This is a genomic window from Bacillus sp. FSL R9-9492 (genome assembly GCF_038007365.1).
Taxonomy (GTDB): domain Bacteria; phylum Bacillota; class Bacilli; order Bacillales; family Bacillaceae_G; genus Bacillus_A; species Bacillus_A mycoides.
This window is the reverse complement of the sequence record NZ_JBBOXC010000001.1, coordinates 1,829,817-1,844,641: the sequence shown is the minus strand read 5'-3', so window position 1 is coordinate 1,844,641 and position 14,825 is coordinate 1,829,817. Positions and strand designations below refer to the sequence as shown.

General features: G+C 35.6%; 12 protein-coding genes, 1 pseudogene and 1 other annotated feature. Of the genes and pseudogenes, 3 read left to right on the top strand and 10 right to left on the bottom strand.

Annotated features, from left to right (window positions below):
* Positions 1 to 37: 37 nt before the first annotated feature.
* Positions 38 to 1,375, bottom strand: a complete 1,338-nt coding sequence (locus MKY70_RS09415) for a sodium-dependent transporter (RefSeq protein ID WP_001088176.1) — start codon at positions 1,373 to 1,375, stop codon at positions 38 to 40.
* A gap of 302 nt (positions 1,376 to 1,677) precedes the next feature.
* Positions 1,678 to 1,900 (bottom strand) — a binding site (T-box leader).
* 220 nt (positions 1,901 to 2,120) lie between these two features.
* Between MKY70_RS09415 and MKY70_RS09410 the strand changes: the two genes are divergently transcribed.
* Positions 2,121 to 3,755, top strand: a complete 1,635-nt coding sequence (locus MKY70_RS09410) for a putative polysaccharide biosynthesis protein (RefSeq protein ID WP_341024028.1) — start codon at positions 2,121 to 2,123, stop codon at positions 3,753 to 3,755.
* Positions 3,756 to 4,029: 274 nt separating this feature from the next.
* On the opposite strand, the gene MKY70_RS09405 is transcribed toward MKY70_RS09410, so the two are convergent.
* From MKY70_RS09405 to MKY70_RS09380, 6 genes are all read right to left on the bottom strand, one after another.
* Positions 4,030 to 4,605, bottom strand: coding sequence for a hypothetical protein (locus MKY70_RS09405; protein ID WP_002126764.1), 576 nt, complete (start codon positions 4,603 to 4,605; stop codon positions 4,030 to 4,032).
* A 48-nt stretch (positions 4,606 to 4,653) separates the two neighbouring features.
* Positions 4,654 to 5,571 carry a cysteine synthase A gene (gene cysK, locus MKY70_RS09400; RefSeq protein WP_088031566.1) on the bottom strand — a complete coding sequence of 306 codons (918 nt, stop codon included), beginning with the start codon at positions 5,569 to 5,571 and terminating at the stop codon, positions 4,654 to 4,656.
* 10 nt (positions 5,572 to 5,581) lie between these two features.
* Positions 5,582 to 6,793, bottom strand: a complete 1,212-nt coding sequence (locus MKY70_RS09395) for an MFS transporter (RefSeq protein WP_002012170.1) — start codon at positions 6,791 to 6,793, stop codon at positions 5,582 to 5,584.
* 203 nt (positions 6,794 to 6,996) lie between these two features.
* Positions 6,997 to 8,076 (bottom strand): RNA-guided endonuclease InsQ/TnpB family protein, encoded by a 1,080-nt coding sequence (locus tag MKY70_RS09390; protein WP_088031567.1) that lies wholly within the window; start codon positions 8,074 to 8,076, stop codon positions 6,997 to 6,999.
* A gap of 577 nt (positions 8,077 to 8,653) precedes the next feature.
* Positions 8,654 to 9,913 carry a GTPase HflX gene (hflX, locus tag MKY70_RS09385; protein ID WP_061675719.1) on the bottom strand — a complete coding sequence of 420 codons (1,260 nt, stop codon included), beginning with the start codon at positions 9,911 to 9,913 and terminating at the stop codon, positions 8,654 to 8,656.
* A gap of 480 nt (positions 9,914 to 10,393) precedes the next feature.
* Positions 10,394 to 10,960: a cobalamin biosynthesis protein CbiN gene (locus MKY70_RS09380; RefSeq protein ID WP_341074495.1), complete on the bottom strand. Its 567-nt coding sequence runs from the start codon at positions 10,958 to 10,960 to the stop codon at positions 10,394 to 10,396.
* Between the two features lie 175 nt (positions 10,961 to 11,135).
* Here MKY70_RS09380 and MKY70_RS09375 point away from each other — a divergent pair, with 175 nt between their 5' ends.
* Together MKY70_RS09375 and MKY70_RS09370 are read left to right on the top strand one after the other, a co-directional pair.
* A complete protein-coding gene (locus tag MKY70_RS09375; RefSeq protein ID WP_002141258.1) occupies positions 11,136 to 11,225 on the top strand; it encodes a 3-oxoacyl-ACP synthase in 90 nt (29 codons plus the stop codon).
* A pseudogene (locus MKY70_RS09370) lies at positions 11,207 to 11,308 on the top strand (ketoacyl-ACP synthase III); the annotation flags it as partial. The gene MKY70_RS09375 and the pseudogene MKY70_RS09370, both read left to right, overlap by 19 nt.
* A gap of 137 nt (positions 11,309 to 11,445) precedes the next feature.
* Here the strand turns inward: MKY70_RS09370 and MKY70_RS09365 are convergent.
* The 3 genes from MKY70_RS09365 to MKY70_RS09355 form a co-directional block, all read right to left on the bottom strand.
* Positions 11,446 to 12,714 (bottom strand): MFS transporter, encoded by a 1,269-nt coding sequence (locus MKY70_RS09365; RefSeq protein ID WP_341024023.1) that lies wholly within the window; start codon positions 12,712 to 12,714, stop codon positions 11,446 to 11,448.
* Positions 12,715 to 12,868: 154 nt separating this feature from the next.
* Positions 12,869 to 13,204: a YrdB family protein gene (locus MKY70_RS09360; RefSeq protein WP_326996432.1), complete on the bottom strand. Its 336-nt coding sequence runs from the start codon at positions 13,202 to 13,204 to the stop codon at positions 12,869 to 12,871.
* A gap of 531 nt (positions 13,205 to 13,735) precedes the next feature.
* Positions 13,736 to 14,548, bottom strand: a complete 813-nt coding sequence (locus MKY70_RS09355) for a polyphosphate kinase 2 family protein (RefSeq protein ID WP_016103118.1) — start codon at positions 14,546 to 14,548, stop codon at positions 13,736 to 13,738.
* Positions 14,549 to 14,825 lie beyond the last annotated feature (277 nt).

Sequence of the window (14,825 nt, the reverse complement as noted above, 5' to 3'; positions counted from 1 at the left end):
AGGTAGCGTATCATAGAGCGATACGCTACCTTTCTTTTTATATAATTCCAAGTACATTTAGGAATACGATAATAATCGCAATTGGTGCAATATAGCGAAGTAAAAATAACCATAATACGAATAGTTTATAGCCTTTATTTTTACTTACACCAAGCTCTTTCATTAATACATCTTTCTTCATTTTCAACGGAACAAAGATGGAAACTAATAAAACACCAAGCGGCATTAGTATGTTACTAACTGCATAATCTGCTAAATCAAAAATTGTTTTTCCAAATGGTTTCACATCACTTAATAAACCGAATGATAAGGCTGATGGTACCCCAACAACGAAGATTAATAATCCAACGATTAAAGCCATTTTTTCACGCTTTCCTTTACCTTTTGCAGTTAAAGATGCAACACTAATTTCTAACATCGAAATTGCTGATGTAATAGTAGCAAAGAAGAATAGTAATAAGAAAACGATGAAGAATAATTTTCCGAACGCCATTTTACTGAAAATAGCTGGCAATACGATAAATAATAGTCCTGGTCCTTGAGATGGTTCCATTCCAAATGCGAACACAACTGGGAAAATTGCAAGCCCTGCAAGTAATGTAATAACAAGTGTTAAAGCTACGATAGAAAATGCTGAACGCGGTAAACTTTCTTCTTTCGGTAAGTATGAGCTATACGTTACCATAACGGCTACACCGACGGATAGCGAGAAGAACGATTGCCCCATTGCATATAAAATGATTTCTGATGTTACGTTTGAGAAATCAGGTTGTAAGAAGAATCGAACTCCTTCTCCAGCACCGTCTAACGTAAGTGCACGAACAATTAATACGAAGAATAAAACGAATAGCGCTGGCATGAAATATTTATTTACTTTTTCAACACCATTTTGTACACCTTTACTTACGATAAAAATAGTAATAAGGATGAATAATAGCTGTGATCCAACTGCTAAATATGGATTGGAAATGATTTCACCAAACGTAGCTTCGTATGCCCCATTTCCTTCCCATAGTCTACCTGTAATTGCATTCCATAAATATAATATAATCCAACCCCCTACAACGCTGTAGAAAGAAAGTAGTATGAAACAAGTTACAATCCCTAATTTACCTAACCAAGGCCATAGTGTTTTTGGTGCGATTTCTCTATATGCATCAACAGCCTCTTTTTGTGTACTTCTTCCAATAACGAATTCTGCTAATAATAGCGGTAAACCAATTAATAATGTGAATCCGATGAAAATAAGGAAGAACGCGCCGCCCCCTCCAATTCCGGCCATATACGGGAACTTCCAAATCGCTCCAAGACCAATCGCTGAACCTGCTGCAGCTAATACGAAACCTAATTTCGATGTCCATTGCTGTGAATTCATTTGTTAATCTCCTCTCTTTATCTTTTTCTGTTTTACAATCCGGTATTTATATTGTTCTATCCATACTCTTTTCTAATACGTTCACTTCCTCCCTAATAATAAAAAAACGCCCCTACGTAAATACGTAGGGACGACAAAAATATCGCGGTACCACCCTAGTTATGAAGATACAACAAAAGTAAGACCTAAATAAAAAACGTCCCTACGCAAATACGTAGGGACGATAAAATATCGCGGTACCACCCTAGTTATGAAGCCACACCAAAATTAGGACCTAAATAAAAAACGTCCCTACGTAAATACGTAGGGACGATAAATATCGCGGTACCACCCTAGTTGTGAAACAATCTTCACCACTTTATTTGATAACGGTATAAACTACCGTCTTTCATTTCCTCATAATGTGAGATTTATGAAAGATGCTCCAGGACGAACTTCATGAATAATCTATATACTGATTCACACCAAACATCAGCTCTCTGAAATAGGGAGATTTTCACTACTATACCCTTTCATTGCCCAAATATTATTTTCCGAATTGATTACTATCATTTTTATCATACATTAAAAATAGTGTCAACTTATATTTTGAAATTTTATGCATTACATTCTATTCAAAAATTCAAAATATGACTTTTGTATGAATAGTATTAGAACATTTATGGTTTATACTGTATTAACTTCTCTAGCAGGTTTATAGTAGTATACGATAAATGCAAGACAGCACGAGTAGGAGGAAAGAATTTTGTCTACTTCAAAAGTTTTAAAAGGTACCGCTTTATTAAGTGGTGCAACAATGATTTCACGAATTTTAGGTTTTATATACTTTTTCCCCTTTCAATTATTAGTTGGAACGCAAGGGGTCGCTTTATATGGATACGCATACTCTTGGTACGGTATTTTATTAAGCTTTTCAACAGCTGGTATTCCTATTGCCGTCTCAAAATTTGTTGCAAAACATAATGCACTTGGTGATTATAGTACAAGTAAAAAATTGTATAACTCGAGCGTAAAATTAATGATGTTTATGGGCTTTTTAGGATTTTTAACTTTATTTATTGGAGCACCGTACATATCACAATTTATTATTCGCTCGAAAACACCAGATCCACAATTTATCGCAGACGTAACACTTACGATGCGAGCATTAAGCTTCGCGCTTATTATCGTACCAGCTATGAGTGTTACACGTGGTTATTTCCAAGGTTTTCAACATATGAAACCAAGTGCTGTTTCTCAAGTCGTAGAACAAATCGCACGTGTCGTTTTCATTTTAGTTGGTAGTTTTATCGTCTCAAAACTATTAGGAGGTTCAGTAGCTTCTTCTGTTGCGGTTGCTACATTTGGTGCTGTTATCGGGGCACTTGCAAGCGTCTCTATTTTAATGATGTACTGGAAAAAATATAATGGATTAAAACCTCCTGAAGGTGAGCTGAAAACGAGATCATCAAACATTCCGTTAAGAAGTATTTATATGGAATTACTACGTTATGCAATTCCAATTGTATTTGTAGGCATTGCAATCCCGCTCTATACGTTAGTAGATCAATATACCGTAGCTGATGTCCTTAGAGCAATGGGAGAACCTTTAGAAACCGCGAATGCAGTTTTCGCTTATATAACGAACTATGCCCAAAAGTTAATTATGATTCCGGCTTCACTTGCAACTGGATTCTCATTAACAATTATTCCGGCTATAACGAAATCATTTACAAGCGGGAAGCTAGATGAATTACAAGGACAAATTTCAAAGATATTTCAAGTGTTGTTATTCTTCACTATCCCAGCCGCATTCGGTCTTGCTAGTATCGCTTACGATGCATTCCGCATGGTTTATGTAAATCCTGAAATTGCACTTGGTGGATCACAATATTTAATTTCATTTGCACCTTCTGCTGTATTAAGTGCAATTTTCACAGTTTCAGCCGCTATATTACAAGGAATTGATTATCAAAGAAAAACAATGATTGCATTCTCAGCCGGTATTCTCGTTAAAATTGTGGTGAACACACCGCTCTTACATTTATTCGGTGGACATGGTGCTGTACTTGGAACAATTCTTGGATATCTCGTTTCAAATATTATTATGTTATACTGCATCGTTAAGTTTGCGAAATTTAAAATTGGCGAAACAGCAAAAACAGTATTTCTAATTACGATTTACTCCGCAGCAATGTCTGCTGTTGTAATTGTATTAAGAGCAATTATAAGCTGGATTATTCCTGGACAATCTTATGTAGAATCACTGATCATTGTGTTTATATGCGCATCAGCAGGAGGACTTGTTTATCTTTTATTCGTATTAACGAGTGGACTTGCTTCGCATATTCTCGGTGATAGGATTCGACGATTACCTGTATTAGGGAAGTTAGTAAGATAACATGAAACTATAATCAGTGGGTGTTTTGTCCGTCCCCTACTGATTATTAGCCCACAAATAGCAGAGTAAATTTTGAAAATTAACTGCGGTTCTTATATTGGAAATTTTTTAGTTCTTTAAATGCATGAAGCTTGTTTTATCAACAAAAAAGTGGAGCCTCAAGAATAGCATCTTGAGGCTCCACCTTTTTTAACAATGAAATTTTAATCTCCTCTAATTCCGCCTAATTTACAACATCATAACATGACACTTATTTCAAATATTATTAGATTTTTTAAGAGTTTGATGGATACCAAGAGAATTTCGTGTCACTATCCAGCGGTTTATTCTTAGTTTCCTTTTTGATTAAGTTAAACCACTCATTTAACATTTGAGTTTTTGGCAATTGTGCGGCAGGATCATCTTCCCAGATAATATGTGAAAACCACGCTTTTGTTTCCCATTCAAATTGTAATTCTGCAAAGGAAATTGCAGGATGTTCAGCTTCATTAAATTGCTGATTTACTGCATTTGAAACTTCTGAGGCTTGAGGTAACAATTCGTTCTGAATTCTATTTTTTATATTCTCATTTTCTAATTGATCCCAAAAATACAATTGCCCGTTTATTTGATAGAAAATATCAAATGAAGCTTCACTTTTTTTCAAGTTCAGTAATACGAATGCACGTTCCACATTATTATCAGCTGCTTTTACAGCATTAATAATTATATTTTGTGCCATCGATACCCAATAACTATTTGCTTCTTCTATCGGTGATTCAACATATAATTCTTCATTCAATTCTGATAGAGTCGCCTCATGATTATTTACTTGTTCAACTTTTTTGAAAAACCTATTAAAAAACCCCATAACTGCCCCCTTGTTACCTTTTTCTCATTTAAGGTGTTTCCATCAATTTTATTCAAATAGCCCCATACTTAAATAGCGCTCCCCTGTATCAGGTGCAATACATAAAACCTTTTTACCAGCACCTAAACGCTTCGCTATCATTATTGCTGCGTAAACAGAAGCTCCTGAAGATGGCCCTACTAGTAATCCTTCTTGTCTTGCCAAGTTCCTCATTGTAGTTAATGCCTCTTCATCTGCAATTTGCATAATTTCGTTATACACTTCTGTATTTAAGTTTTTGGGAATAAACCCTGGGCTTGTTCCCACTAGTTTATGAGGGCCTGGAACACCACCAGATAACACTGGTGATCCTTTCGGTTCTACTACGGCAATATATAAGTTTGGTAGTTTCTCTTTTAACGTTTCACCGGTCCCTGTAATTGTTCCACCTGTTCCTGCGGTTGCTACAAATGCATCAAGTTCTCCATCCATTTGTTCATAAATTTCAAGTGCAGTCGTATAACGATGAATATTCGGATTTGCTGGGTTTTCAAATTGCTGCGGAATAAAACTATTTGGAATTTCTTTTTGTAACTCTACCGCCTTCGCAATTGCTCCTGGCATTCTTTGTTCTGCTGGTGTTAAAACTACTTCTGCGCCGTATGCTTTCAATAAATTAATACGCTCTTTGGACATATTATCTGGCATAATTAAAATAGCTTTATATCCTTTAGCAGCTGCATTCATCGCTAAGCCAATTCCTGTATTTCCACTTGTCGGTTCAATAATTGTATCACCTGGCTTAATGAGACCGTGTTCCTCGGCAATATGAATTAAGTTATAGGCAGCACGATCTTTCACACTGCGTGACGGATTAAACATTTCCAGTTTTACATACACATCCGCTGCGTCCTCTGGAATAAATTTAGATAATCGGACAACAGGTGTACCTCCTATTAATTCTGTAATGTTTTCACATAATTTCATAGCGCATCCCCTATTCTATCGTTTTCTTATCATTTGGCAGTAACAATGAAGTAAGTCCAATTAATGGTAAACCACTACATAATAGCATAATAAATTGAAGACTATACATATCAGCTAATTTCCCAAGGACTACAGCACCTAATGCTCCAAGACCAAACGCAAGACCGACAATTAATCCTGACACCATTCCAACTTTCCCTGGAACAAGTTCTTGTGCATATACAACGATTACACTAAAACTACTAGAGCTAATAAATCCAATGCATAAAAATAACGGTACAACCCACATAAGAGAAACGTGAGGTAACAATAGTGCAAGCGGCGCTGAACCGAGCATCGAAAAGACAATAATTTTTTTCTTACCGAATCGATCCGCTAGCGGACCACCAAAGAAAGTACCTAATACACCAGCAATCATAAAAGCGAAGACGAAATACTGTGCATTTTTTATAGATAAACCGTAATGCTCTATTAAATAAAATTGATAGAAATTCCCGATACCAGCACCGTACCAAGAACGTACGAATGTTAGAAAAACAAGAAGTATAATAACAAATTTAATGTGCGTACTTACAATCGCATTTTCAGCCTCAAGTGCAGCCCTCTTTTTCCTTCTTACAGCACCAGTGGCTAATTCATTTTTATACCAATTTGATACGAAAATTAGTAATACAATTCCAACTGCTGCAAAGGCTGTAAAACCTAAAGAACCAATTTGACCGAGCGGAACGAAAATTAATGCTGTAAAAATAGGTGCTAGAGAATTCCCTGTATTTCCCCCCACTTGATAAATCGCTTGTGCTAAACCTCGTTTTGCACCGGCTGCCATGTAAGCAACACGAGCGCCCTCCGGATGAAAGACCGCGGAACCTAATCCAATAAATAAAACAGAAATAATAACAACTATAAAGTTCGGTGCAAATGCGAGTCCAATCATCCCAAGCATACTCGAAAACATACCGAGCGGTAATAAAAATGGTGACGGCTTCTTATCTGAATACATCCCAAAAACCGGCTGCATAATCGATGACGTCATATTTAACGCAAACGCAATCCACCCTACTTGCATATAGGATAAATTCATCGTTTTTTCCAAAATAGGAAACAACGCTGGCACAACTGCTTGCATCGAATCATTCAAAAAATGTCCGAAACTAATCGCAAATAATATTCGATATATCGTCGGTGTTTCTACTGTATTTTTTTGTGAAACTGCCTGCATATGTGTATTTCTCCTTCCTGTACAAAATATATATTTATTACAGTTAGTTTGAGACTCCCACGACTAAAGTCGCAAGCCCGAATCCTTACGGAATTACGGGTGGGATTCTTGAATGACTAAACGTTCGCAGTCCATTTCTGTTTTGAACAGCCTTCAAGATGAGGGCATCTCATTGCCCCTCCTAAACCAGACCATATAGGTGCTTAGGCTGATTGACTGTTACCATCAATCACAGTTGCGTAGCGAATATTCATCGCCCCAACGATGTCACGGTGTGTCTCAAACCCACATTGACACTTGTACTTTCTGTCTTGTGCCCTGTTCTTTTCAGCGCATTTCGGACAGCTTTGACTTGTATAAGCTGGATTCACATATTCAACCTGAATATCAGCTAATATCGCTTTATATTCAATAAATTTTGACAAACGATAGAATGACCAAGTGTGTAGGTTTTTTTCGTTTTTACGGCTTGTTCTTGCCGTCTGTCTTATATTCGTTAATTGTTCTAATCGAATGACAGAAATATGATTTGCAATCGCAAAATTAATGATTTCACGACTTATTTTATGATCTTTATCTTGCATCCATCTTTGTTCTTTATCATCCAATCGCCGAATAGCATTCACTTTTTTGGCTTTTCCTAATTTCTTACGAATACACCGAAACTTACGCTTCTTACATTTGTTTTGCCTACCATTTCCAAAAAAACGAATCTTATCATCCTCTGTGATTGCTACTGCGGGGACCTTGAGACCTAAGTCTACTCCTAAAATTTTCGTTCCTGTCCTTTTATTTGTAGGAAGTGTGACAGATATTTGGGCTATCCACTTATTCGATTTCTTTGTGATGCGAAGTGTGCCTAATTTATGTTTTAATAGATTCAGATTGCGATTGTTTTTATCGCTTAATAAAGCTCGGATTTTTACACGAGTCGACTTTCCATTTACCTTAAACGGAATTGAAATATGAGTGGCGTCAAACGAATAATTTTGATTGTTCCATATACAAACAGGCCTCTTTAAAATCGGAATGATTTTATAATTGCTTTTCTTTACTTTTGTAGCAAACAAACTTTTCGCGTCTTTGATTGCTTGATTCTTCACCGCACTTGGAATATTTGCTTCGATATCTTTTGTGCTTTTTTTCGTACTTTTCTTTGCTTTAACCATTTCTGATACAAGTGTATTTATAACTTTGATATATTCGTGACTACTTTGTTCTAATAAACGGATTTGCTCTTTTGTTGGAATCAATTTCACTTTCACTGTTAGGGTCTGTGACATACGTTTCATCCCCTTGTTTTTTGATTTTCAACATCGTTCATTTGATACATTTCTAGCAATAGAAACAAAATAAGAACGTGTCCATAAACTTTACAACTACATGAGGTGAGGAGATTTTCCTCTCAAACACTTTGAAACGTACTTCTATCATCGTTGATTCTAGTTACAATGTATCATTTACTTTCGAAAAATTACAACAAAAAGACTCGAAGAAACTACCTATACTTTGGATACTTAAAGTACCACGAACCTTGCGATTTTCAGTGGCACTCCGTATCCAACCTCACTTTCATCCCATGCCTAAAGGCGATGGGCTTTCTCGTTCGGAAAGGGCTGCAATAAATTTAGACTTTAATCAGAATAAATTCTGAGTTTTGAAACATTTCTATTCTATACTGGTTTCATTTCTTTTTCCAGAAATTCAACTTCTAAAAAAATATATTTTTTCTATGTGCTTTGTCGGATTTATTTATATGAACTCTTTGTATTTTCTTTTATACTAAGGCAGGACGAAAGGAAGGCTTGCAATTATGAAGAAAAAGACGATCCTAAAACATATTAGGGTCGCCTTTTTTTATTAAATAGAAAAACGCTTATATTTCTCATAATCACTCGTCTTACATTCTAGTGCCATTTTCGTACCTTCGTTTTCATAACTCGTAGATAAAACGTGTGCATGATTGTTGAAATACGAAACTACCTGCCCTTGATCATACGGAATTAACATTTCACACTTCGTATACTCTTTATAAATGTGTGAACGAACTACTTCTACAAGCTCTTTAATTCCAACATGTTTCTTCGCAGATAGATAAACGCGATCTTCTTGCACTTTCGGAATTTCAACATCTACCAAATCTGATTTGTTGTATGCATAAATCGTCGGGATATTTTCCACGCCAATTTTCTTTAACGTTTCATTTGTAATATCAATTAATTGCTCATAATTGGGATTTGAGTAATCTACAACGTGAATAAGTAAATCTGCTTCCGCCACTTCCTCTAGAGTTGAACGGAATGCTTTCACAAGATGATGCGGTAATTTACTTACAAATCCAACAGTATCCGTTAATAAAAATGATTTATTATCCGGCAAATCAATATTTCGTACAGATGTCTCTAACGTCGCAAATAACATATCTTTTTCAAATACTTGTTTCTCTACAGTACCATTAAAAATTTCAAGCATTGTATTCATTATCGTTGATTTACCTGCATTCGTATATCCTACTAATGATACAACTGGCATTTCATTTTTCTTACGTTGTTTACGCTGCGTTTGACGCTGTGCAACAAGTGCCTCTAATTCTTTATTTAGAGCTGCAATTTGTTCTTCAATTTTACGACGGTCTAATTCCAACTTCTTCTCACCGACACCTTTATTTTTCGTGCCAACTCCCCCGCTCTGTCTTCCTAACGATTCACGAAGACCGATTAAGCGAGGCATCATGTACTGAAGATGGGCCACTTCTACTTGCAACTGCGCTTCTTTCGTTTTCGCACGCTGCGCAAAAATATCCAAAATTAAAATGGTACGATCAATTACTTTACAATCTAAATCCTCTTCTAAATTTCGAATTTGTGAAGGAGATAATTCGTCATTAAAGATGACCATATTTGCATCTGCTTCTTTCACATACGCTGCTACTTCTTCAATCTTCCCTTTTCCAATATAATGCGACGGATTTACTCGTTGTAAATTTTGCGTCACTTGACCGATTACTTCCACATCACAAGCTTCCGTAAGATTTGCTAACTCTTCCATCGAATATGCAAAATCAGCTTCCTTACCTAAATTTACTCCAACTAATATTGCTCTTTGTAATAATTCTTCCATATATTTATTCCTCCATTTCGATTACGCAAAATAAAAAACACAGGTCACTGCCTGTGTTTTTGTAAACGGATAAGGGTTGACCAAAGAAATAGAAGAAAGCAGTGCTTTCGTCCTATACATGGTCAAAAAGTCCCAAGATAGTATACGTATCCAACAAGTGTTCACCTATACTATCCCATTCTATTTATAAAGGCAAAACAAAAAGAGGGCGTATTCGTCCCTCCCTCTTTTTCACATATAAGCTTAATAAAGGGTTCCTTTAAAATAGGCAGACCAATCCCGTTCACTCTGTACACAGACAGAGCCTTTGAGCGCTATTCAATTATCGGCACAAAGTATTGAGACGTAATCTGATTAAGATCAAAGGAAGCCCCTCCGTTCATTTTAAGTTACATAAAGTGTAGCATAAGTAATTCGCTTTCACAAGATTAAACCACCTATAGAAACCGAAAGAAAATCTTTATATTTTTACTTTAATCGTCATTTTTTGCGAGTTCTTCTCACAATAAAAATAACAACAGCAATTAACAATAACACACCTATAGAAATGATAGTTACTTGCCACCAACTTAAACCGCTTACCATTTCATCTTTTAAATCCACTTTCTTCGTCGGAACAGACTCTTTTGCAATATGACGTAAAGCCATTTTCTCTATCTCTGCCTCATCTAATCTCTTCGTTCCACTGCAGCTAGATGTCTCCAACAGTTTCACTTCTCCTCTATGAGAAGAGAACACTAGGTACTCTCCTCCCTCTGCAAAACGAAACGCACAACTACTACTACTACTACTACTACTGCTTGTATATATAATAATTTGCGAAGAACTTGTCCCTTTCCAAATTTTCTTCACTTCAAATAATGTTTTCATTCTTCCGTCCTTCTCTTGAACTTCTAATACCTTACCTTCAAACACTACATCATTTTGTTGTAACCTCTCTTCTGGTGATGCTTTAGTACAATCACAAGCATAAGAGTTCTCTGGTAAAATAAAATAAGTAAAGCTACAAATTAAAACAAGAGACAATACATATACGATTCTTTTCAAGAATCTCAAACCCCTTCATTATCAAATTTAGAAGCTTTCCGTATATTATTTGGACATCACTCCTCAAATCCCTTTCCGTTTATTAAAATATATTAATTTTATTAAACAGAAAATCTTAATTGACATTTTATAACCTGATATTAGTATCATGTTATAAAAATTAGGAGATGTTCTTATGAATTCTCAATCTCGTATTACTGCAATTGGTACTTATGTTCCAGATCAAATATTATCTAATAACGATTTAGAAAAGAAGGAAAATTAAATAATGGAGATACACTTTTACTGTACGGATTTGGCGATGGGTGTATGCATTTAGGGCTTATTGTGGAGTGGGATTTAAACTGAAATTTCCTTTTATACAACTAACATTACGATAAATGAAATTATATCAACGATTCCAGTTAGACTATTAGTTGATCACAAAAAAGCGGCATTCAAAGATTGATTATCTCCCTTTGAACGCCGCTTCTTTTATCTGAATTTTATTTACCTGTCCGAGACCATATCACAACTGGAATAAGCAGTAAGGCTACAGCCCCTCCCGCTAATGATAATGCCGCATAACTTGAATTAGCTACTACCATACCTGACATCGCTCCACCAGAAGCTCCAGCTAACGCAACAAATACATCTATTTTTCCTTGTGTTTTTGCACGTGTAGAAGGTATAGTTGCATCAACAATTTGAGCTGTACCACTTATTAAACCGAGGTTCCACCCTAACCCAAGTAAAGACAGAGCAACAATTAATAATAGTAAAGAATCACTCGGCGCTATCGCAGCTATGACACCCGCCGCTAGTAAAATTACTCCACCAGCTATACTCATCGTAGTTCGGCCGATTTTATCAATTAACATTCCTGTAACGAGAGACGGAAGATACATTGCACCTACATGAAAACCAATTACAAGCCCTATTGCACTTAAACCATGACCATGATGCCCCATATGAACTGGCGTCATCGTCATAATCGCAACCATCACTATTTGAGTAAGTATCATTACGATTGCTCCAACAGTAACACCACGTTTATTTTCTATCATTTCTTCTGTTACTGGTTGCCCTTTATATGTATGTTCTTGTTTATATGTTTCTATTATGTTAGCAATAATTAATGGATCTGGACGAAGCATAACAAAAAGTACAAGACCCGCAAGTATAAATACCGCTGCTGATAATATGAACGGACCAGCAAGGTTAGGAATTCCAATTGAATGGGCAAAATCTCCCATTATGCCTACTAAATTTGGACCAGCTACCGCACCAAAAGTCGTCATAACCATCGTAATACTAATAGCAGTTGCTCGTTGTTTCTTATCTGCTAAATCGGTACCAGCATAACGAGCTTGTAGATTCGTCGCTGTACCCGCACCATATATGAGTAAAGAAACTAGTAATAGAATAATACTATTTGTTAACGCAGCCAATACAACTCCAATAGCTCCTAGTCCTCCTACTATAAACCCTGTTGCAAGTCCTATTCGGCGACCATATTTTTGCGATATCTTCCCAACAAAGAAAGCCGCTACCGCAGATCCCATTGTAAACATAGCAGCCGGTAATCCTGCATACGCATCCGTCCCAAGCATTTGCTGCGCAAGAAGTGCACCTACTGTAATTCCAGCGGCTAACCCGGCTCCGCCAAACATTTGTGAAATACTTACGATTATTAACGTTCGTTTATATAATTTTTGTTGCTCTTCTTCTGTATACATACGCTTACTTATTAAAGCATCTGCTGTATCTATCATTTCCTCACCCTCCCTATGAAACTAATATCTCTTGTTAATGTACTATAAAACAACAAAATCCCAAAATTTAAAGCGCTTAAATTTATCCATATTTCGTTACTCCTACACCTTAAATAATGCTAAGTTCCTTTCGTGAAGAAACTTAGCAAAAAAATTATTGTTTCCAAATAATGATTAAAGTGCGATTTATTACAAATACCATTCCAAGAATAATAGCTAAGGTTATTTGATCAACAACATATAGAGCAACTGAGGTAACTCCAAACAATATGATTTCCAACATAAACCTATATGGTTCTGGCAGTTTTAATGATGCTTTAGGTGCAATGAAAATCCCCCATATTGTCGCAAAAAGTAGTGGTGAGCCAATGCCAAAAATAAATTTCACATATACACTTTCCCAAAATTGAAAGCCCCAGTAACATAGTGATGCAAGAGCACCTAATTCTAGAAAAAATCGAATCGCTAAATTTATAGGTTTTATAAACATTTAAAGAACACCCCTTTGAAAAATATATTTAAAATCCTATGAAAATAATATTATGCATCCGTTATTTGAACTTGATACGTGCCCATTCATGACATGTAAAAAACAATTATACATCTTATTAATATTATTCAGTTTATCTTTCTAAACTTCGAAAACTTGATCTTGACGGATAATGAATGAAAGCAAATATTTAATGACAGTGATACATATGCCTATAATCACAAAATAAAGAACTCCACGGTTTACGTTTCGCCCATTACCGAGGAGTTCCCAAAATAATTCTATAAATTTTTTTGGCAGCTAACGTTCCATAATTAAAATGCGATTCATATTTAGCCTATTCCCCTACTACTCTTTCTTAAAGTTTCCCCTTCCTAAAACAACAAACTTACTACAGCACAAACTAAAATAATTGGTACACTCGCTTTATATAAATATATAAAATACTTCCAACTAAAAAGCTGTCTTGTAATTTGGTAAAACCAAATTACAAGACAGCTTCCCTTCATATTTCCTATACAAACCTTTTTACTATTTGACTCCTGCATCTTGCACAGATTCAATTTTCTTTTTCTTTCCTTCTTTTATTTCATTATAATAAGAAGGTAATTCTATATTATGCTCTAAGAAATAATCCTCAATTAATGAAATAATTACTTTCAATGTTTTCAAACGGGCGTATAATTTATCATTACTCGCGATAATATGCCATTTTGCATTCGGCTTATTTGTATTTTCAAACATGTCTTCTATTGCTTCGACATACTCATCCCATTTTTCACGATTTCGCCAGTCTTCATCTGTAATTTTCCACCTTTTAAGAGGGTTGTTCTCTCTTTCTGTAAATCTCTTTAACTGCTCATCTTTACTAATATGATAGAAAAACTTTCCTATTATGTAATGATCATCTGTTAATAGTTTTTCGAAATCATTAATTTCATCATACGCTCTCGTCCACTCTTCGTTTGTAGCAAAGCCTTCAACACGTTCAACTAATACACGCCCATACCATGAACGGTCGAATATAGTAATTTGCCCGTACTGAGGAAGTTTCCGCCAAAAACGTTGCAAATAATGATACCGTTTTTCATGAGGAGCAGGTGCTCCAATTGGATTTACTTGGAATCCGCGTGGATCAAGATGTTCAGTCACTCGCTTAATTGCTCCGCCTTTACCTGCCGCATCCCAACCTTCCATAACCATCATAACGGCTATTTTCTCTTCTTTTAATATTTGTTGTAGTGCCAATAAACGCATTTGATATTTTTCAAGTTTCTTATTGTACTTAGATTTTGATTCAATTTTTTTCGTTAAATCTACTTTAGCAAGATGCTCTTTTTCCATCAAACGAATCCCCCCTTGTTATATGACAATGTTATTTTAACATATTTATTGGTAATATTTTCATATTAATATCTCTTTTAACTAATACTCGTACCCCTCCACCTATATCTATCTTTTATAAGTTGGACGCTACTTTATATTAATAAATTAATCCCCCTGATATGCTTTTTCGTATCCTTTAGCAAGCATTTATTATTAATCAAAAAAACAAAATAAGGAAACTATGCCGAAAAATCTCTACACAGTTTCCTTGTTTTTTTAAATGTGCGTGTGACAT